This window comes from Terrirhizobium terrae (assembly GCF_030323265.1).
In the GTDB taxonomy this organism is placed as follows: domain Bacteria; phylum Pseudomonadota; class Alphaproteobacteria; order Rhizobiales; family Rhizobiaceae; genus Neorhizobium.
Window position 1 is genome coordinate 1,183,051 of record NZ_CP104992.1, and the last position, 21,036, is coordinate 1,204,086.

The following is a 21,036-nucleotide window of genomic DNA, read 5'->3' on the forward strand; positions in this document are numbered from 1 at the left end:
GGCGGACAGACAGTCTTGTGATGTAGAAGGCAGTCGATATGGCAATTCTCAATGTGTTCAGGAACAAGCGGGTCGATGACAGACCGGAGCCGGCGAGCTTCGGCAGTCTGCTTGGCGGCTATTCGATCGAGGTGATGCCGCGCACGGCGGCCAAGATCGACAATTTCCGCGCGTTCCTGCCGGTCGGCACCCGGGTTTATATCGCCCATATCGACGGCACTTCCATCGAGGACATGGTCGCGACGGCAAGGCGCCTGACCGACGAAGGCTATGCCGTGATGCCGCATATCCCGGCGCGCAGCATCCGTGGCAAGGCGATGCTCGACGACTGGCTGAACCGCTATCGCAACGAGGCTGGCGTCACCCAGGCCCTGCTTCTGGCGGGGGTGTCGTAACGCCGGCGGGCGACCTCAACAGCTCGCTGCAGCTGATCGAGACCGGCCTTTTCGACCGTTACGGCTTCACGCGCCTGCATGTCGCCGGCCACCCGGAAGGCAACAAGGATATCGATAAGGACGGCACGACCGCGGTTGTCGACGAGGCCCTGAAATTCAAGCAGGCCTATGCGGAGAGCAGCGATGCGGAGATGGCGATCGTCACCCAGTTCGCCTTTGACGCCAAGCCGGTCATTCAATGGGCCGAGCGTATCGCCGCAGCCGGCGTGAAGCTGCCGATCCATCTCGGCGTCGCCGGCCCGACCAAATTGCAGACGCTGATCAAGTTCGCCATTTCCTGCGGCATTGGCCCATCGATCGCCGTGCTGCAGAAGCGCGCGCTGGATCTGAGCAAGCTGCTCACCCCCTACGAGCCGGACGAGTTCCTCACCGACATCGCCGAATACAAGGCGAGCAATCCGCAGAGCCTGATCGAGCAGATCCATGTCTTCCCGCTCGGCGGCATCCGCCCGAGCGCCGACTGGATGAACGAGCGGGCGGCGGAAGCGCAGGTTCTGGCGCGATAGATAGCGAAATTATCCGTCGTCATTCTCGGGCTTGTCCCGAGAATCCAACCACGTCGCGGCAGGTTGAGGCGTTGCAGATGCTCGGGACAAGCCCGAGCATGACGGAGAATTGGGCCCGCGCATACCAAAAGGGCCTGAGGAGCGGCTTCGTTCACCTTTTGCGAAGGTCGGGGCGCTAGCGTAAGCCTTATAGTCCCCGAGGCCAGCACAGCATCATGACAACCGCCAAACAGCAACGACTGCTCAACCTCGATATCCTGCGCCTCGTCTCGGCGATCATGGTTCTGCTCTTCCACTACGGTTTTCGCATGCGGCTTTCCGGTGAAGGCGGCGGTGTCGGCTTTCCGGAACTGGCGCCGGTCGCGATGTGGTTCGATGCAGGGCTGCTGATCTTCTTTGCGATCTCCGGTTATGTCATCGCCATGTCGGCGGAAGGCCGGCCGGCCTTCGAATTTGCTGCGGGGCGTTTCGCCCGCCTCTGGCCGACCTTCGTGCTCTGCGCGACGATCACCGCAATCGTGCTGACGCTGTTTCCGGTTCCGACGCTCGAGCAGCCGACGCTGAAACAATGGCTGGCGCATTTCGTCATCGTCTCGCGAGCGCTCGGCCAGCCGTTTCTCGACGGAGCCTATTGGACGATCGTCTACGAGATCATCTTCTATTTCTGGTTTTTCGTGTTTTCAGCGCTTGGCCTATTCCAGCGCCATTGGCGACTGATCGTGATTGCGTGGCTGGCGCTCTCGGCTTTGAACGAACTGGTGCTGGGCAGCGGCGCCATCCAGAAGCTGTTCATCACCGAATATTCCGGCTTCTTCGGCTTCGGGCTCTGCCTGTTCAAGGTGCGCGCCAGCTGCGAGAGACGGGATTTCTTCGTGCTGGCGGCGGCGGCGATCTGGGCCAGTTGTGCCGCCTTCATTACCGAACCTGACTTCGTCGAGATGTACGCGATCATGCGGCCGGAGCAGGGACTGATGCTGATGGGGCCGCTCTGCCTCGCAGCCGTTGTGATTGCCACGTTCTCACCCGCGCTGCCGATCCCGGCGGCGCTTGCCATCGGCCTCGGCGGCCTCACCTACCCGCTTTATCTGCTGCACCAGAATATTGGCTACGCAATCTTTGCCCATTTTGCAGATGATGAGAACCGCTGGCTGGTGCTCGCCGCCATCGTTGTAATGGTCGGCACGACCGCCTGGATCATCTCGCGCTTCTTCGAGCCGGTGACCCGCAGGAGGGCGTTTTCGCTGGCGCTCCAACTGCGCGACTTTGCGCTCGCACGCCTTCGCCGCACTGCCTGACGGATATGAAAACGGCGCGGTCCCGATGGAACCGCGCCGCAAAATGAGATCTTCTTTTCGGGAAGATTACATGCCGAGATAGGGCATGACCTCAAGCGCACCGCGCCAGATCATTTCGAGCGAGACGTAGAGGATGACGGCGAGACCGACATAGGCGATCCAGCGATGCTTGTTGAGCAGGCGGGCGATGAAGCTTGCCGCGATACCCATCAGCGCGATCGACAGGACCAGACCGAAGATAAGCACTTCCGGATGTTCGTGCGCGGCGCCTGCAACTGCCAGCACGTTGTCGAGCGACATCGAGACGTCGGCGATGACGATCTGCCAGGCAGCCTGGGCGAAGGTCTTGCGCGGCGCGCCGCCGGCAACCGTGCCGTCCTTGTTCAGATCGCTGTCGGAAAGCGCCTCGTTGGCTTCGTCCTCATGGTGGTGAGGCGTGCGCAGTTCGCGCCACATCTTCCAGCAGACCCACAGCAGCAGCACGCCACCGGCAAGCAGGAGGCCGACGATCTGGAGAAGCTGCGTCGTCGCCAGCGCGAACCCGATACGCAGGACCGTCGCGGCGATGATACCGACCAGGATGGCCTTGGCACGCTGCTCCTTCGGCAGGCCGGCAGCGGCCAGACCGATGACGATCGCGTTGTCGCCGGCGAGAACCAGATCGATCATGATAACTTGCAGGAGAGCGGAGATCGCCTCCGGCGTGAAGAATTCCATCATAAGGACACCCATCTCGAGGCAGGGGCGCCGGAACTCGCGAACATCGCTGCGGAACGAAATCCGGTCTTGTCACCAGATCCAGTCATCCGTTCAGCAGAAATCTTCACGATACCAGGCACCGAAGTTGGAAATTCCAGTCCGACATCACAGTTCACAATGCAAACTGCCAGAGGGGCCCGGTCCTGGTGAAGCGAGACTTAACGCTGCAACAACCGAAACTCAAGGGGCGAGTTCACGAAACCGTGGGTGGTCCGTGATTTGCCACGCCCCCACCCAGGATCAATACCCATGACACTCTTCACTTCGGCAGGCGCGTCTGCAGGCTGTCGAGGATCCGCTTTCCGAGTGCAGCATAATCCTCGTCGAAATGGTGTCCGCCTTCGATCGGCACGGACTCGACACCCTTCGCCTTCAGCGTCGGACAGGGATCGTCGTCCTCTTCGGTACCGTAGATGCATTGCACGAGATTGCTGCGGATCTTGGCGATATCATCGACCGTCCTGCCGCCTTCGCCGTCACCCGCCATACCGAGCCAGCCTGTGACGGAGACCTGATAATCGACCTGGGGCGACAGCGCGAGCAGCGAGACCTGCTTCACCCGCCTTTTCGTCGCCTTGGGCAGCGTGTTGTAGGCGGCCGGGAGGATATCGGCGCCGAAGGAATAACCGATCAGCACCACGTTCGAGACGCCCCACTTGTCGGTATAGGTGTCGATGATGCGCTTCAGGTCCTCGGACGTTTCCTCCGGCGTGCGCTTGGCCCAGAAATACCGCAGCGAATCCACCCCGACGGTCGGCATGCCCTGGGACTGAAGATAACCGCCGACCTCGCTATCGAGATCGCGCCAGCCGCCGTCGCCGGAATAGATGATCGCCATCGTATCCATCGCCGGCTTCGCCTCCAGCACGGAGAGCGGGAGGTCGAGATCTCCTGGGGTCGATCGGCGGAAAGCTGGTTGTCGAGCCATGTGCTCAGGTAATCCTCCGCCTCGTCGGAGGTTTCCTTCACCGTAATATCGACATGGGCCTGTTTGAGGGCGAGGCCATGGGCCTTGCCGGCCTGATCTGCATCGGGTGTGAAGGCGATCGTGACCGAAGCCGGCAGGGCGCCATCCGTCAGGCCGTAGACGATGCCGGTATCCGTCGGGCGCTTGTCGGCCGGCGTGCAGAGCTGTTTCTTCAGCGGAATGCCCTCGACCGGATCGACCGCGACCGCGCTGCCGATCGTGGCGAGCGGGCTCTGGGCAATCATCGCCAGCACCAGCGCGCCGGCCTCCTTGCACCGGCAAGGATGGGATGGCGATAGTCCCGGTTGCCGAAACGTCGCTGGATCTGCTGCGAGATGTCCTCGATATCGGAGATCGTATAGATGCAATCGCCGTCATCGGCGGCGAGCGATTGCATGTAGGACGGGAAATCGATGCCGACGACCGCGGCGCCGCTTTCGACCAGTTCCTTCGCTTCCGCCTCGTTCTCCGCGCTCCAGCCCTTCGCATCGGAAATCAGGAAGACCATGCCGGTCAGCTCGGGAGGCTTGGCAGCTCCTCCCGCCTGTCCTTCGGCATTCTCGCCGGTAGCCGGCTGAGCCTGCGGCAGATAGATATGCGGCGACGGCACCAGGCCGGTCTTGTAATCCGGCTCCTGGGCGAGTGCTGTAGAATATGTGAGGGCGCTCAGGCCAAGGCCGAGCAACAGGGCTGGAAACGGTCTCATTTACCGACAACTCCTCTGATACCACCGCCGATCAGCAGGGTCGCATCCATCATCGCCACGGCTGGGCCGACCCCGGACACGGCAAGATAGCGCGGCTCCCACCGCGGATAGAATTTCGACTTGAAGGCCTTCAGGCCTTTGAAATTGTAGAAGCGCTCGCCATGCTCGAAGATCACGCTGCCGATCCGGTCCCAGGCGGGAGCGGCTTCCCGCTGAGCCATGCCCGAGAGCGGTGCCATGCCGAGATTGAACTGCCTGAAGCCTGCATCGCGCAGATGTTCCATGATGCGGACGAAGAGGAAATCCATCGATCCCTTTGGTGCGTCGGGCGCAAACCGCATCAGGTCTACAGTGCCTTCGTCCTTCGTGTCGGTGACCGCAAGCGTGGCGAAGGCGACGATACGGCCTTCCTTTCTGAGGATGGCGACGGGTTGCGCGAGCACGTAGTCATCCCGGAAGGCGCCGAGCGAGAATGTCTTTTCCCGCGTGTTGTGAACGTCGAGCCAGCTGTCCGACACGCCACGCAGCGCGTCGAGATAAGGCGGGACCTCGTCGGGCTGCAGCATTTCGAATTCCAGCCCCTCGCGCACGCCCTTGTTGGCGGCCTGGCGCAAGCCCGATAGCCGGCTACCCTTCAGGTCGAAGCGCTCCAGATCGACCACCGCCAGCTCGCCCAGGCGGAAGGCGCGCATGCCGGCGTCGGTGCAATAGGACAGAAGCGCCGGAGAGATCTGGTAGAAGACCGCGCGTCCGCCGCCTGTGCGGGCCTCCTCGACGAAGCGCCAGACGAGTTCGCCGATCTCGTCGCTCGGGCCGACCGGATCGAACAGCGCGATCCAGGAACGGCCCTGGATGCCGTACATGATGAAGGCCTTGCCGCTGTCGGAGAACATTAGCCGCTTGTCGCCCATCCGGACGAGGTTGGCGTCGGCAAAATTCTGCGCCATGGCGATTTCCGTGGCGCGGGCCAGATCCTCCGCCGTCGAGGATCGCGAACGCGTCAGTGCGGGCCGCAGCAGGCTGAAGATCGACACGGCAGCGGCCACGATGGCGATGCCGAGCACGGCGCGCAGGCCGCGCGGCGCTTCCTCGGAGAATTCGAACTGCCACCAGAGCTCGTGGCTGTAATCGACCTCGCGATAGACGAAGAACAGGATCGTGACGGCTGCCGCGACCAGGATCAGCATGGCGACGATCCACGGCGGCGTCAGGGCCTGGCGCAGCATCGAGGCCGGCCGGTTGAACTGCTTGGCGCTGAGCAGCAGGCCGGCCAGCAGAACGGCGAGGAACACCGCCTCGAACAGGGCAAGCGCTTTCACGACGGCGAAGAGCAGGGCCAGCACGCTGCAGATGACAGCCGTCCACCAGGCGCCGTCGAGCCTCTGGGCAATGCCGCGGGCGGAGATGAACAGCACGATGCCAATGACGCTGGACAGGAAATGCGCGCCTTCGACCAGGGGCAGCGGCATGAAATTGCCGAGGAAATCCAGATTGCTGTCCGGCGTCGGCGTGACGCTGGAGAGAACCAGCATTGCACCGGCAATCAGCGAGAACGCCGCGAGCAGCAGCGGCGCCAGGCGGAATTCCAGCTTGCGCAGCGTCGAAGCGACCGGATGCCGCGAGAGTTGCTGCACTTCCAGAATGATGACGAAGAGCGTGGCGACCACCAGCGGCAGGACGTGATAGATGACGCGGTAGAGCACGAGGCTGCCGAGCACCTGATCGATATCCACCGTGCTGCCGAGCGCCGCGACGATGACCGTCTCGAACACTCCGAGCCCCGCCGGCACATGGCTGAGAACGCCGGCACCCACCGCCGTGGCGTAGATCGCCAGGAAGGATGGCCAACCGATATCCGTATGCGGCAGGAGCACATAGAGCGTCGAGGCCGAGGCCGAGATGTCGAGCGCGGTGATCAGGAACTGCTGCGACGACGTGCGGCTGTCGGGAAGCCTGAGATGCAATTTGCCGAGCGCGATCTCCCGGCCGTCACGCCCGATGAAGACGAGTACCACCAGGGCCGCGATGATGACGAGAGCGACAATCCGGATGGCGTGCTCGCTGAGACCTATGATCTCTCCCACCCGCGGTGCCGTGACGAGGCAGGCGAATGCGGTTACCGCCAGCAGGCCGATACCGAAGGCGAAGGTGACGAAGGCGATGACGCGGCCGATATCTTCCGGCGAAAGGCCGAGCCGCGAATAGCCGCGGAAGCGGATGGCACCGCCGCTGAGCGCGCCGAACCCTGCCGTGTTGCCGACCGCATAGGCGCTGAATGCCGTCATGGCCACAGGCACGGGCGGCAGCTTGCGGCCGATATAGGAAAGTGCATTGAGATCGTAAGCCGTCAATGCCGCGAAACTGAGCATGGTGAAAAGAACGGCCAGCGCGATCGACGACCATCGTGTATCGGCGAGTGCTGCGATCACCTCGTCATAGCTCACTTCCGTCGTCAGGCCGTAGATGGCAAAGGCGGTGAAGCCGAAGACCAGCAGAACCACGAGGGAAACGAGTATGCCGCGATACGCCTGGAGGGTTTCCCGAACACGACTGGAACGACTGCTGGACGCCATGGTGTGCTTTGCCTCAAAGACAAGCTCGAAATTGAAAACGCGCAGGGAAGAGCAACCGGATCAAGGCTTAAGTGTGTCGCTACACCTGCGAGGATTATACTTTCCTGTAATACGCAGCCAATCAATATCGCTTGGACGTATTTCCGCTCCGACCGGAATTCCGGCGTCACGACTTCCATTCGACGCAATATTGGTGTCGCCCGTTCTGCCGGCTGATCGCATTGCTGCAGAGACCGGGCACCGATGGTGAACGCCAAAATGCGAAAGGGCGCCCAAGCGCCCCTTCCTGTCTTCGATCGAATGATGCCTAGCGGCGCTGGTTGTAGACGTCGACGCAGACGGCGCCGAGCAGGACCAAGCCCTTGATGACCTGCTGGTAGTCGATGCCGATGCCGAGGATCGACATGCCGTTGTTCATCACGCCCATCAGGAAGGCGCCGATGACGGCACCCGTCACCTTGCCGACGCCGCCATAGGCCGACGCGCCGCCGATGAAGCAGGCCGCGATGACGTCGAGTTCGAAGCCGGTACCGGCCTTCGGCGTGGCGCTGTTGAGGCGGGCCGCAACGACGAGACCGGCAAGTGCTGCGAGCACGCCCATGTTGACGAAGGTCCAGAACACCAGCCGCGTCGTCTTGATGCCGGAGAGTTCCGCCGCGCGGGCGTTACCACCGACGGCATAGATCTGCCGACCGAGGATGGTGCGATTGGTGAAGAAGCCATAGGCGACGATCAGTACCGCCATGATGATCATCACGTTCGGCAGGCCGCGATGCGAGGAGATCAGATAGGCGACATAGGCGATCGCCGCGAAGACGACGACGTTCTTGCCGATGAAGAAGCCCATCGGCTCGCTCTCGACGCCATGCATGACGCGACGCGCGCGGCTGCGGAAATTCTGCCAGACCATCAGTACCGCCAGGATCAGGCCGACGACGAAGGACGTCAGGTAGAGGCCGCCTTCGGACGAGATCAGCTCGACGAGATAGCCCGACGAAAGCTTCTGGAAGATCGGCGGGAACGGGCCGATCGCCTGGCTGCCCAGGATGGCGATCATCAAACCGCGGAAGACGAGCATGCCCGCCAGCGTGACGATGAAGGACGGTATCTTGAAATAGGCGACGAAATAGCCCTGGACACCGCCGATAATGCCGCCGACCACGAGGCAGGCGAGGATGGCAAGCGGCAGGTTGATGCCCCACCGGACCATCAAAAGACCCGCGAGCCCCCGATGAAGCCCGCGACCGACCCGACCGACAGGTCGATGTGACCGGTGACGATGACCATCAGCATGCCGAGCGCCATGATGACGATATAGGCGTTCTGCAGCACGATATTCGTAACGTTGAGCGGCCGTAGCAGAATGCCGCCGGTGGCGAACTGGAAGAAGATGACGATGATGACCAGCGAGATCAGCATGCCGTAATCGCGAAGATTTTCCTTCCAGAAACCGGTGCCCGCTTTCGGAGCCACAATTGCTTCCTGTGGAGTGCTCATGGATTATCTCCCTTTGCGGCGCATGATGGCGCGCATGATATTTTCCTGCGTTGCCTCTTCGCCGGCGACTTCGCCGACGAATTCGCCCTCGTGCATGACCATGATCCTGTCGCAGGTGCCGATGAGCTCGGGCATTTCCGACGAGATCACGATGACGGCCTTACCGGCATCTGCAAGTTCGTTGATGATGGAATAGATTTCGTATTTCGCGCCGACATCGATGCCGCGCGTCGGTTCGTCGAGGATCAGGATATCCGGACCGGTGAACAGCCATTTCGACAGAACCACCTTCTGCTGGTTGCCGCCGGAAAGCTTGCCGGTCTCCTGATAGACATTGTGGCTGCGGATCCGCATGCGGGCGCGGAATTCCTGCGCCACCTTCATTTCCTTGATGTCATCGATCACCCCGCCGGAGGAGACGCCGCCGAGATGGGCGAGCGAGACATTCTTGCGGATGTCTTCCGCAAGGATCAGCCCCAGCTGCTTGCGGTCTTCGGTGACGTAAGCCAGACCCGCCTTGATCGCGCGATGGACGTTCGACGTGTCTGCTTCCTTGCCGTGGATCTTCACGGTGCCGGTAATGTCCCGGCCATAGGTGCGGCCGAAAACGCTCATGGCGAATTCGGTGCGTCCGGCGCCCATCAGGCCCGAAATGCCGACGACCTCGCCGGCGCGAACCTTCATCGAGACGTTCTTGACCATCTGCCGGTGCGAATGCTGCGGGTGGTAGACCGACCAGTTCTCGACCTCGAAGATCACGTCGCCGATTTTCGGCGTGCGCGCCGGGTAGCGGCTTTCGAGATCGCGGTCGACCATGCGCCGCACGATCTCGTCCTCGTCGACCGCGCCTTCGTGGCAATCGAGCGTACCGACGGTGCGACCGTCGCGCAGGACGGTGATACGGTCGGCGACTTCGGTGATCTCGTTCAGCTTGTGGCTGATCATGATCGAGGTGATGCCGTTGCGGCGGAACTCCTTGAGCAGTTCCAGAAGTGCGGCGCTATCCGTCTCGTTGAGCGACGCGGTCGGCTCGTCGAGGATCAGCAGACGCACGTCCTTCGACAGCGCCTTGGCGATTTCGACCAGTTGCTGCTTGCCGACGCCGAGATTGGTGATCAGCGTTTCAGGCACTTCGCTGCCCAGGCCGACCTTGGAAAGAAGCTCCCGGGTGCGCACATAGCGCTCGTCGCGGTCGATCACCCCGAATTTGGATGGGGCATTCGCGAGAAAAATGTTCTCGGCGATCGACATCAGCGGAATGAGCGCGAGTTCCTGGTGAATGATGATGATACCGAGCTTTTCGGAATCGTTGATGTCGCGGAAATGGCGTTCCTGGCCATCGAAGAGGATCGACCCCTCGTAGGAACCGTAGGGATAAACGCCCGAAAGAACCTTCATCAGCGTCGACTTGCCGGCGCCGTTTTCGCCGACGAGCGCGTGGATCTCGCCTTCCCTGACGGCAAAGCTGACATCGGAAAGCGCCTTGACGGCGCCAAAGCTTTCGAAATGCCGCGCATTTCGAGAATGGGCGGTTTTTCCGCAGCAGATAATACGGGATCAAGCATGACCGACTCCCAATAAAAAATGGGCCGCGCGGTTTTGAGACCGCGCGGCCTTCGGAATTACTTGATCTGGGCTTCCGTGTAGTAGCCGCTCTTGACCAGGACATCGACATTGGTCTTGTCGATGGCAACCGGCTTCAGGAGGTAGGACGGAACGACCTTGACGCCGTTATTGTAGGTCTTGGTGTCGTTGACCTCAGGCTCCTTGCCGCTCATGACGGCATCGACCATGTCGACGGTGACCTTGGCGAGATCGCGGGTGTCCTTGAAGATGGTCGAATACTGCTCACCGGCAATGATCGACTTGACCGAAGGAACTTCCGCGTCCTGGCCGGATACGAACGGCATCGGCATGTCGCCCGAACCGTAACCGACGCCCTTCAGCGACGAGATGATGCCGATCGAGATACCGTCATAGGGAGACAGGACCGCGTTCAGCTTCTTGTCGGAATAGGTCGAGGAGAGGATCGCGTCCATGCGGGCCTGGGCGGTTGCCGGGTCCCAGCGCAGGGTAGCGACCTTGTCCATGCCGGTCTGGCCGGAGCCGACGACGAGCGTGCCCTTGTCGATCAGCGGCTGGAGAACGCTCATCGCGCCGTCATAGAAGAAGTAGGCGTTGTTGTCGTCCGGGGAACCGCCGAAGAGTTCGATGTTGAACGGACCGGCTTCGGTATCGGCCTTGAGCGCCTTGACGAGGGTCGTTGCCTGCAGGACGCCAACCTGGAAGTTGTCGAAGGTGGCGTAGTAGCTGACATTAGGCGTATCGCGGATCAGGCGGTCATAAGCGATGACCTTGATGTCCTGGTCAGCCGCCTGCTGCAGCACGTCCGACAGGGTCGTGCCGTCGATCGAGGCGACCACGAGCACCTTGGCGCCCTTGGTGATCATGTTTTCGATCTGCGACAGCTGGTTCGGAATATCGTCTTCTGCGTACTGCAGGTCGGTCTGGTAGCCTCGCTCCTGCAGGACCTTGATCATGTTGTCGCCGTCGGCAATCCAGCGGGCCGAGGACTTGGTCGGCATGGCAACGCCGACGAGGCCCTTGTCCTGCGAGAAGGCGGGAGCCGAAAAGGAAACGCCCGCCATGATTGCAGCCATGGCCACAGTTTTAAATAAATTCATAATGTACTCCTCCGTTAAGGCGGACCCCCAACGAGCCGCCGAAGTTAGATCGGGCGGCTCCTCGCCGCCCTCACGATCTCAAGGGCGCTCCCGCCCTTTGAGATCAGTGATTGTCGCGCGGCAGACCTTCGGTCTGCGCGATGCGCTGGTATTTGACGGCCGGTTCGAGGACCGCACCGGTCTCCATCTGGCCGACGATACCGCGCTGGATTTCCTGCCATGGCGTCTGGTGCTTCGGATAGTGATAGCCGCCATTGGCTTCCAGCTCCCGGCGGCGGGCATTGAGCTCGTCGTCGGAAATCAGGATATTCGCTTCGCCGCGGCCGAGGTCGATGCGGACCCGGTCGCCGGTCTTCAGAAGTGCCAGACCGCCACCGGCCGCAGCTTCCGGGGATGCGTTCAGGATCGACGGGCTGCCGGACGTACCGGACTGGCGACCGTCGCCGATGCAGGCGAGCGAGTTAACGCCCTTCTTGAGAAGGTAGTCAGGCGCACGCATGTTGACGACCTCCGCCGCACCCGGATAGCCGATCGGGCCGGCACCGCGCATGAACAGAACCGTATGCTCGTCGATGCCGAGCGACGGGTCGTCGATGCGGTGATGATAATCCTCCGGACCGTCGAACACCACGGCTTTGCCTTCGAAGGCCATCGGGTCACTCGGATTTGACAGGTAGCGCTCGCGGAATTCCGGCGAGATGACGCTGGTCTTCATGATTGCCGAGGAGAACAGGTTGCCGCGAAGCACGCGGAAACCGGCACGCTCCTTGAGCGGCGCGTCGTAACGCTTGATGACGTTCTCGTCCTCGATGATGGCGCCGCGACAATTTTCGCCCATCGTCTTGCCGTTGACGGTCATCGCGTCTTCGTTGATCAGGCCCTTGGTCATCAGCTGGTTGACGACCGCCGGAACACCGCCGGCATGGTAATAATCTTCACCCAGATATTCGCCGGCCGGCTGCAGGTTGACGAGAAGCGGAACCTCCTCGCCATAGGTCTGCCAGTCGTCGACCGTCAGTTCCACGCCGATATGGCGGGCGAGCGCATTCAGGTGGATCGGCGCATTGGTCGAGCCGCCGATCGCCGAGTTGACGCGGATGGCATTGACGAAAGCGTCCTTGGTCAGGATGTCGGAGGGCTTCAGGTCTTCCTTGACCATTTCGACGATCCGCAGACCGGTGAGATAGGAAACTTCCTGGCGGTCACGGTAAGGCGCCGGGATGGCGGCCGAGCCCGGAAGCTGCATGCCGAGCGCTTCGGCGAGCGAATTCATCGTGGTCGCCGTGCCCATCGTATTGCAGTAGCCGGTGGACGGAGCCGACGACGCGACCAGCTTGACGAAACCGGCATAGTCGATCTCGCCCTTGGCCAGAAGTTCGCGCGCCTTCCAGACGATCGTGCCCGAGCCGGTCCGCTCGCCGCGGAACCAGCCGTTCAACATCGGGCCGACCGACAGGGCGATCGACGGGATGTTGACGGTGGCCGCGGCCATAAGACAGGCCGGTGTGGTCTTGTCACAGCCGATCGTCAGCACGACGCCGTCGAGCGGGTAGCCGTAGAGAACCTCGACGAGGCCGAGATAGGCAAGGTTGCGGTCGAGGCCGGCGGTCGGGCGCTTGCCGGTTTCCTGGATCGGATGGACCGGGAATTCGATGGCGATGCCGCCCGCTTCGCGAATGCCTTCGCGCAGGCGATTGGCAAGCTCAAGATGGTGGCGGTTGCAGGGCGACAGATCGGAGCCGGTCTGCGCGATGCCGATGATCGGGCGGTCGGACTGCAGCTCGGCCTGGCTCAGACCGAAGTTCATGTAGCGCTCGAGATAAAGCGCCGTCATGTCGACGTTATCGGGATTGTCGAACCAGGCGCGCGACCGGAGCTTGCGTCCACCCGTGGTGGAGAGCTCTGTGGAGGGGTCTTGCCGTTATCTGCCATTGTTCAATCCTCGAATGCTTCAGTTTCGATGCGGCGGCCGAGCAGGAAGGCATCGGCCACATGCACCAGCGGCGAAAAATCGGTGTCGCTGGCGCCCTGGTTCACGAGCGAGACGAAATCCCGATAGAGATTGCGGTACTCGCGGTCTTCCTCGACGATCTGCGCCTCGCCATCGACGATGAGCCGGCTGCCGCCATGGGTCAACACAACCGAGCCCTCGTCGGTCTCGACGCGGATATCCCAGGTCTGCGGCCCGGTCTGGCGCCAGTCGAACTCGGCAGCGATCGGCAGGCCCGATGCCGTCTCGAATGTGAGGCTGGCTGCGATCGGTGCGGCGCGATTGGCCGGGAAGGTCAGGTCGGAGCGGGTAAGATGAAACTTTTCCGGCATGATGCGGGTGACGATGGAAAGCGCGTTGATACCCGGATCGAACACGCCGAGGCCGCCCGGCTCCCAGATCCAGGCCTGGCCCGGATGCCAGTGGCGGACATCTTCCTTCCACTCGACGGACGCGGTCCTGATCTTGCGCTTGGCAAGCAGTGCGCGCGCCGGTTCGACGGCTGCGGCGGCACGGGAATGCCAGGTGGAAAACAGTGTCAGGTTCTTGGATTTTGCCAGCTGCTCCAGCGCAAAGACTTCTGACAGCGTCGCGCCCGGCGGCTTTTCCAGCATCACATGCTTGCCGGCATCAAGCGCTGCCTTGGCCTGCTCAAACCGTCCCTGAGGCGGCGTGCAGAGCGACACGGCGTCGATCTCGACATCCGAGGCAAGCAGATCAGCGATGTCGTGAAAACAGTGCACACCGTCCAACTTGGCGTGACGGCTGGCGACGGCGACGAGATCGATCCCGTCGGTTGCTTCGATGGCGCCGAGATGCTGATCCCTGGCGATCTTGCCCAAACCGACGATAGCGAGGCGAATGTTTGCCATGATCGCCTCAGAGCTTCTTGATCGTCACAGGGCGTTCGGCAGCGAGCGCCAGTGTGTTGACGAGCGGCAGCTTGAAGGGTGCTGCGTCGATTTCGAAGACGTCGCCGGCTTCCGTCTTGATCCCATGCGAGACTGAAAGCGTTGCCGTGCCGAAGAAGTGGACATGCAGATCGCCCGGCGCGCGAAAAATGTCGTACTTGAAGTTGTGGTATTCGAGATTGCCGATCGTGTGCGACATGTTCGCTTCGCCCGACAGGAAGGGCTTTTCGAAGATCACTTGCGTGCCGCGACGGATGCGGGACGTGCCTTCGACGTGATCCGGCAGATCGCCGACCAGCAGTTCCGGGCCGAGCGAGGCTTCGCGCAGCTTGGAATGGGCAAGCCACAGATAATTGCCCTTTTCCGTGACGTGGTCGGAAAATTCGTTGGCGAGACAGAAGCCGACGCGGAATGGCGTGCCATCCGGGCCGATCAGATAGATGCCGGCCAGTTCCGGCTCTTCGCCGCCATCGAGCGCGAAGGACGGGGAGACGAGTTCGGCACCGGTTGGCTTAAGCTGCGAGCCATTGCCCTTGTAGAACCATTCCGGCTGCGCACCGACCTGGCCCGGGGCAGGCTTGCCGCCTTCCACGCCGAGCAGGAACATGCGCATGGAATCCGTCGGCTTGTCTTCCGCCTGGGCGGCCTTGTGCATCTTGTCGCGGCCATCGGCGGAACCGAGATGCGTCAGGCCTGTGCCGGCGACGACGAAATGCGCAGGATCGGGATGGGAAATCGGCAGGCCGATGCGGCCTTCGCGGGCGGCGGCTTCGACATCGATCTCTGCGCCATAGCCGAGGGCCTTGATCTCGGCTTCCAGGCTGCGGCCGGCAGCAATTGCCTGCATGGCGAGATCATAGGTCGAAGAAACGCCGTTGACGACTTGGCCGGCGCCCTCGCCCTGCCATGCGACAACCTTGATCGCACCCGCACCATCAGCAATCTGCAGAATTCTCAGCATCGATTTCGTCATCCAATTTGTCTGAACTGACATGCCAGTCTGATTGACGTGACGCCTCCACAGGCCACGCCGCTCCTCCCATCAGACCGCAGGATCCGATGCAATTGAAAAATACGACTATTGGATTTTCAGCGCTGCTGTCAAGAATGTCTTTTTCCGTAAAGGTAAATCAGCAGCGATGAATCTTTGCGCGATCAGCGACTGAATCCAGCTTAATTTATTAGCATATTCGTATTCCGCGAGGATTTTTTCGCCACACGCCAAAATTGGGCTTGAAAAAGTATTATTATATGCGAATCCTTGCCGCGCTAGTTTGCTTCATCATCTCTGGGAGGATTAAGATGAAAAAGCTCTCGTCGCGGCAGCTGCTGCCGCTATTTTCGCGACACTTGCTTCAGGCGTTTCCGCACAATCACTGACAGTCGGCTTCTCGCAGATCGGATCTGAATCCGGCTGGCGCGCGGCCGAAACGACCGTGACCAAGCAGGAAGCCGAAAAGCGCGGCGTCACGCTGAAATTCGCCGACGCCCAGCAGAAGCAGGAGAACCAGATCAAGGCGATCCGCGGTTTCATCGCCCAGGGCGTCGACGCGATCCTGATCGCACCGGTGGTCGCCACCGGCTGGGATGCGGTCCTAAAGGAAGCCAAGGAAGAGAATATCCCGGTCATTCTTCTCGACCGCGAGATCGAATCCCCGAAGGACCTCTATCTGACCGCCGTGACCTCCGACCAGGTCTTCGAAGGCAAGGTTGCCGGCGAATGGCTTGCCAAGGAAGTCGGCTCCAAGGACTGCAAGGTCGTCGAGCTTCAGGGCACGACCGGCTCTTCTCCGGCGATCAACCGCAAGAAGGGTTTCGAGGAAGGCATCGGATCCGCCTCCAACATCAAGATTGTCCGCTCGCAGACCGGCGACTTCACCCGCACCAAGGGCAAGGAAGTCATGGAAAGCTTCATCAAGGCCGAAGGCGGCGGCAAGGACATCTGTGCTGTCTATGCCCATAACGACGACATGGCCGTCGGCGCCATCCAGGCGATCAAGGAAGCCGGCCTCAAGCCGGGGACCGACATCAAGGTGGTCTCGATCGACGCCGTTCCGGATATCTTCCAGGCGATGGCCAAGGGCGAAGCCAATGCGACCGTCGAGCTGACGCCGAACATGGCAGGCCCGGCCTTCGATGCGCTGGATGCGTATCTGAAGGACAAGAAGGAGCCGCCGAAGTGGATCCAGACCGAGTCCAAGCTCTATACGGCCGCTGACGACCCGATGAAGGTCTACGAAGCCAAGAAGGGCCTCGGCTACTAAGCTTTCCCGCGGTCCGGCCGATCAAGGCCGGACATCGCAAATTGCCGAAGCGGTTTATTCCGCTTCGGCTTCCTTCAGCATGCGGGACGGAGACATGTCAGCACAACACGCTCTTCTGGAAGCCCGGGGCATCGGCAAATCCTTCTTCGGCATACCGGCGCTCGATGAAGTGGACTTCACGCTCGGCCGGGGCGAGATCCACGCGCTGCTCGGCGAGAATGGCGCCGGGAAATCGACGCTGATCAAGGTCCTGACCGGCGTCTATCGCCGCGACCGGGGCACGATTTCTCTGGATGGGAACGAGGTCTCCCCGACGATGTCGGCCAAGCACAGGCGCTCGGGATCGGCACCGTCTACCAGGAGGTCAATCTCCTCGAAAATCTCACCGTCGCCGAAAACCTGTTTCTCGGCCGCCAGCCGCGCCGTTTCGGCATGATCGACCGCCGCGCCATGCGCGAACAGTCGAAGGCGCTGCTGGCACGGTATGGGCTTAATATCGACGTCGATGCCCTGCTCGCCTCCTATTCCGTCGCCATCCGCCAGATCATCGCGATTGCCCGCGCCGTCGATCTTTCCGGCAAGGTACTCGTACTCGACGAACCGACTGCAAGCCTTGATGCCCATGAGGTGAAGGGCCTGTTTTCCGTTCTGCGCCAGCTGCGCGAGGAAGGCCTCGGCATCGTCATTATCACCCATTTCCTCGATCAGGTTTACGAGATCGCCGATCGCGTCACCGTGCTGCGCAACGGCCGCCTCGTCGGCAGCCGCGCGCTGTCCGAGCTGCCTCGTCTGGAGCTGATCTCAATGATGCTCGGCCGCGAGCTGCAGCACATTACCCGCGAACATCAGGCCGAGCCTGAAACCGTCGATGAGCGCGGTGCGCCGTCGATCCGCTTCCAGAACTACGGCAAGAAGGGCAGCGTCGCGCCTTTCGATCTCGATATCAGGCCGGGCGAAGTCGTCGGCGTCGCCGGCCTTCTCGGTTCGGGCCGCACCGAGACTGCATTCCTGCTCTTCGGTATCGATCGCGCCGACAGCGGCACGGCGACGATCGATGGCGCGCAGGCGAATATCTCGTCACCGGAGGCGGCGATCGCCAGCGGCTTCGGCTTCTGCCCGGAAGAGCGCAAGACCGACGGCATCGTCGGCGATCTTTCGGTGGCCGACAATATCGTGCTGGCGCTGCAGGCGAGCCGCGGCTGGATGCGGCCGATCTCGTCGGCACAGAAGCGCGAACTGGCCGACGCCTTCATCAAGTCGCTCGACATCCGCCCCGCCGATCGCGAACGGCCGATCAAGTTTTTGTCTGGCGGCAACCAGCAGAAGGCGATCCTTGCCCGCTGGCTGGTGACCGAACCGCGACTTCTGATCCTCGACGAGCCGACCCGCGGCATCGATATCGGCGCCCATGCGGAAATCTTGAAAATGATCGAGAGGCTCTGTTCAGAAGGCATGTCGCTCGTCGTCATCTCATCCGAACTGGAGGAACTGACAGCCGTCGCCCACCGCGTCGTCGTGCTCTCCGACCGCCGCCATGTGGCCGAACTTTCCGGCAGCCAGCTGACGACGGATGCCATCATCGAAGCGATTGCCGGCACCGGCAGGACGGAGGCGGCCTGATGCATGTAATCACCCGCCGCCTGCGCCGCCTCGCCCCGCAGCTTATCGCGCTCGCCATCATTCTCGGGGTTATCAGCCTCGTCGCACCCGGCTTCCTGACGGTGTCGGTCCAGAACGGCCGTCTCTACGGCAGCCTGATCGACATTCTCGTGCGCGCAGCTCCCGTGGCCCTGCTGACGGTCGGCATGACGCTGGTGATCGCCACGCGCGGCATCGATCTCTCGATCGGCGCCGTCATCGCCATTTGTGGCGCGGTTGCCGCGAGCCTGATCACCGAAGGCTATCCTCTCCCCGTCGTGATCGCGATTTCGCTCGGCGTCGGCATTGCCTGCGGTCTGTGGAACGGCGTGCTGGTGGCGATCCTCAACATCCAGCCGATCATCGCCACGCTGATCCTGATGGTGGCCGGCCGCGGCATCGCCCAGCTGATCACCGAGGGCGTGATCCTCACCTTCAATGACGATACGTTCGCAGCCCTCGGTTCCGGCGCCTTCGCCGGCATCCCGATCCCGATCTATCTCTGGGTCGGAACGGCTTTGATCATCGGCCTTCTGATGCGCCGGACCGCACTCGGCTTCCTGATCGAGGCGACCGGCATCAACCGTCGCGCGGCAAGCCTTGCCGGCGTGCGCGCCCGCTTCCTGCTCTTCTCGGCCTATGCCATTTCCGGCCTCTGCGCTGCGATCGCCGGCATGATCGTCACCGCCGACATTCGGGGCGCCGACGCCAACAATGCCGGGCTGTGGTTGGAACTCGACGCCATCCTCGCGGTCGTCGTCGGCGGCACGTCGCTCAACGGCGGACGCTTCTCGATCACCGCCTCGCTGATCGGCGCGCTGATCATCCAGTCGATCAATACCGGCATTCTCGTCTCGGGCTTTCCGCCGGAGTTCAACCTGATCATCAAGGCCGGCATCATCATCATCGTACTGACGCTGCAATCGCCCGCTGTCATGACCCTTCTCGGTTTCGTGAAATTCTCGAAGCGGCGGGAGACGCTGACGCACGGCACGAAGGAGGCGACCCGATGATCCATGCCCGCAACCTGCCCTTCGTCACCACGCTTGCGATCTTCATCATCGCCTACGGGCTCTGCGTGCTGCAGTTCCCCAACATGCTATCGACGCGGGTGATCGGCAATCTGCTGACCGACAACGCCTTTCTCGGCATTGCCGCGGTCGGCATGACGTTCGTCATCCTGTCGGGCGGCATCGATCTTTCGGTCGGGTCGGTGATTGCCTTCACCAGCGTCTTCGTCGCCGTCATGGTTGGTTCCTTCGGTGTCCACCCGCTGACCGCCTTCATCGCAGCCCTCGTCATTTCCACCCTGTTCGGCTGCCTGATGGGCGCGATGATCCGTTATCTGCTGATCCCGCCTTTCGTCGTGACACTCGCCGGCATGTTTCTGGCCCGCGGCGCGGCCTATCTCGTATCGACCGAATCCGTGCCGATCACCCATGAATTCATCGACGCGATGATGGGCTTCTACATCCGCTTTCCGGGCGGCGGGCGCCTGACGCTGCTTGCGATGATCATGCTCGCCGTCTTCATCGCCGGCATCTTCATCGCCTCGCGCACCCGCTTCGGCGCCAATGTCTACGCGATCGGCGGCAATATCCAGTCCGCCGAACTGATGGGCGTGCCGGTCGGTTCGACGACGATCCGAATCTATGCGCTCTCGGGCTTCCTGTCCGGCCTCTCCGGCATCGTTTACACGCTCTACACTTCGTCGGGCTATTCGCTGGCGACAGTCGGTGTGGAGCTCGATGCGATTGCAGCCGTCGTCATCGGCGGCACGCTTCTGACCGGCGGCGTCGGCCTGATCGCCGGAACCTTCGTCGGCATTCTGCTGCAGGGACTGATCCAGACCTACATCGTCTTCGATGGCACGCTGTCGTCCTGGTGGACGAAAATTGTCATCGGAATCCTCTTATTCGTATTCATCGTGTTGCAGCGCACAATCATCTGGTATTCAAACCGCCAACTTGCAGTCAGGCAATTGAGAGAGGTGTGATTTTGGGTCTTCTGGAAACGGCGATCAGCGGCCGCAAGCGTCGCGGCAACCACGCGCATGTGGTGGCCGAGCTTGGCCGTGGCATCGTCTCCGGCAAGATCCCGGAAGGCTCGCTTCTGCCGGGGGATGCCGAGCTTTCCGCCCGTTTCGGCGTGTCGCGCACCGTGCTGCGCGAAGCGATGAAGACACTGTCGGCCAAGCGCCTGATCGAGGCCAAGGCCAAGGTCGGCACCCGCGTGCTGCCACGCGACAGTTGGAACTTCTTTGATTCGGATGTGCTCAGCTGGCGCTTTCAATCGGGGCTCGACTACGATTTCATCGAACACCTGGCCGAAATCCGCCTGGCGCTCGAGCCGGCAGCGGCGGCCGCAGCGGCAGTCCGCGCCACGAGCGACGATATTGTCGCGCTCTACGCGATCGCCGCCCGCTTCGACGACCTGAAGCATACGCCGGAGACGGTGGCGCAGGTGGATCTCGAGTTCCATCTCGCCATCGCCCGCATGTCGGGCAATCCGTTCATGCGATCGGCCAGCGCGCTGATTGAGGCCGCTCTGGCGATTTCCTTCCAGCTCTCGTCACCCGCCGCCTCGCCCGAAACGATCGACGAGGTGGCGACCAATCACCTGCGCATCGTTCATGCCATCGCCTCGCGCGATCCGGCCAAGGCAATGTCGGCCATGCGCCATGTGATCGAGGTCGGCAAGAGCCGCATTCGCGGCTCGATCGAAGGCATGCAGCAGGAAACGGCAGACGGCGAGCCGTTTCAGGTCATCGCCGCCGAAACCAGCTGACGGG

General features: G+C 61.9%; 12 protein-coding genes and 5 pseudogenes. 8 read left to right on the forward strand and 9 right to left on the reverse strand.

Annotated elements, in window-relative coordinates; genetic code table 11:
• Positions 1 to 38 precede the first annotated feature (38 nt).
• The 3 genes from N7E02_RS13750 (at position 39) to N7E02_RS13760 (ending at position 2,256) form a co-directional block, all read left to right on the forward strand.
• Positions 39 to 395: a hypothetical protein gene (locus N7E02_RS13750; RefSeq protein WP_286582543.1), complete on the forward strand. Its 357-nt coding sequence runs from the start codon at positions 39 to 41 to the stop codon at positions 393 to 395.
• A 191-nt stretch (positions 396 to 586) separates the two neighbouring features.
• The gene (locus N7E02_RS13755; RefSeq protein WP_286582546.1) at positions 587 to 961 is read left to right on the forward strand and encodes a methylenetetrahydrofolate reductase; all 375 of its coding nucleotides are present in this window, start codon (positions 587 to 589) and stop codon (positions 959 to 961) included.
• Positions 962 to 1,176: 215 nt separating this feature from the next.
• Positions 1,177 to 2,256: an acyltransferase family protein gene (locus tag N7E02_RS13760; RefSeq protein ID WP_286582549.1), complete on the forward strand. Its 1,080-nt coding sequence runs from the start codon at positions 1,177 to 1,179 to the stop codon at positions 2,254 to 2,256.
• Between the two features lie 66 nt (positions 2,257 to 2,322).
• On the opposite strand, the gene N7E02_RS13765 is transcribed toward N7E02_RS13760, so the two are convergent.
• From N7E02_RS13765 to araD1, 9 genes and pseudogenes are all read right to left on the reverse strand, one after another.
• Entirely contained in the window at positions 2,323 to 2,976 is a 654-nt protein-coding gene (locus N7E02_RS13765; protein WP_286582551.1) for a TerC family protein, read from the reverse strand.
• A gap of 298 nt (positions 2,977 to 3,274) precedes the next feature.
• Positions 3,275 to 4,688 (reverse strand): annotated as a pseudogene (locus N7E02_RS13770) (virulence factor family protein).
• A complete protein-coding gene (gene mprF, locus N7E02_RS13775) occupies positions 4,685 to 7,261 on the reverse strand; it encodes a bifunctional lysylphosphatidylglycerol flippase/synthetase MprF (RefSeq protein WP_286582553.1) in 2,577 nt (858 codons plus the stop codon). The pseudogene N7E02_RS13770 and the gene mprF overlap by 4 nt, the downstream one beginning before the upstream one ends.
• 307 nt (positions 7,262 to 7,568) lie before the next feature.
• Positions 7,569 to 8,758 (reverse strand): annotated as a pseudogene (mmsB, locus tag N7E02_RS13780) (multiple monosaccharide ABC transporter permease).
• Between the two features lie 3 nt (positions 8,759 to 8,761).
• Positions 8,762 to 10,323, reverse strand: a pseudogene (gene mmsA / locus N7E02_RS13785) (multiple monosaccharide ABC transporter ATP-binding protein).
• A 57-nt stretch (positions 10,324 to 10,380) separates the two neighbouring features.
• Complete coding sequence (gene chvE, locus N7E02_RS13790; RefSeq protein ID WP_374730723.1) at positions 10,381 to 11,418, reverse strand: multiple monosaccharide ABC transporter substrate-binding protein; 1,038 nt, start codon at positions 11,416 to 11,418, stop codon at positions 10,381 to 10,383.
• A gap of 127 nt (positions 11,419 to 11,545) precedes the next feature.
• A pseudogene (locus N7E02_RS13795) lies at positions 11,546 to 13,321 on the reverse strand (IlvD/Edd family dehydratase); the annotation flags it as partial.
• A 56-nt stretch (positions 13,322 to 13,377) separates the two neighbouring features.
• A complete protein-coding gene (locus N7E02_RS13800; RefSeq protein WP_286582557.1) occupies positions 13,378 to 14,304 on the reverse strand; it encodes a Gfo/Idh/MocA family protein in 927 nt (308 codons plus the stop codon).
• 7 nt (positions 14,305 to 14,311) lie between these two features.
• Positions 14,312 to 15,304 (reverse strand): AraD1 family protein, encoded by a 993-nt coding sequence (araD1, locus tag N7E02_RS13805; protein WP_286582559.1) that lies wholly within the window; start codon positions 15,302 to 15,304, stop codon positions 14,312 to 14,314.
• Between the two features lie 376 nt (positions 15,305 to 15,680).
• Between araD1 and ytfQ the strand changes: the two genes are divergently transcribed.
• The 5 genes and pseudogenes from ytfQ to N7E02_RS13830 all read left to right on the forward strand — a co-directional run bounded on the left by ytfQ (position 15,681) and on the right by N7E02_RS13830 (position 21,032).
• Entirely contained in the window at positions 15,681 to 16,607 is a 927-nt protein-coding gene (gene ytfQ / locus N7E02_RS13810; protein ID WP_286583818.1) for a galactofuranose ABC transporter, galactofuranose-binding protein YtfQ, read from the forward strand.
• Positions 16,608 to 16,701: 94 nt separating this feature from the next.
• Positions 16,702 to 18,227 (forward strand): annotated as a pseudogene (locus tag N7E02_RS13815) (sugar ABC transporter ATP-binding protein).
• Positions 18,227 to 19,258 carry an ABC transporter permease gene (locus tag N7E02_RS13820; RefSeq protein WP_286582561.1) on the forward strand — a complete coding sequence of 344 codons (1,032 nt, stop codon included), beginning with the start codon at positions 18,227 to 18,229 and terminating at the stop codon, positions 19,256 to 19,258. Before N7E02_RS13815 ends, N7E02_RS13820 begins: the two are co-directional and overlap by 1 nt.
• Positions 19,255 to 20,241 (forward strand): galactofuranose ABC transporter, permease protein YjfF, encoded by a 987-nt coding sequence (gene yjfF / locus N7E02_RS13825; protein WP_286582563.1) that lies wholly within the window; start codon positions 19,255 to 19,257, stop codon positions 20,239 to 20,241. The genes N7E02_RS13820 and yjfF overlap by 4 nt, the downstream gene beginning before the upstream one ends.
• A 2-nt stretch (positions 20,242 to 20,243) precedes the next feature.
• Positions 20,244 to 21,032 carry a FadR/GntR family transcriptional regulator gene (locus tag N7E02_RS13830; RefSeq protein ID WP_286583819.1) on the forward strand — a complete coding sequence of 263 codons (789 nt, stop codon included), beginning with the start codon at positions 20,244 to 20,246 and terminating at the stop codon, positions 21,030 to 21,032.
• Positions 21,033 to 21,036: the final 4 nt, after the last annotated feature.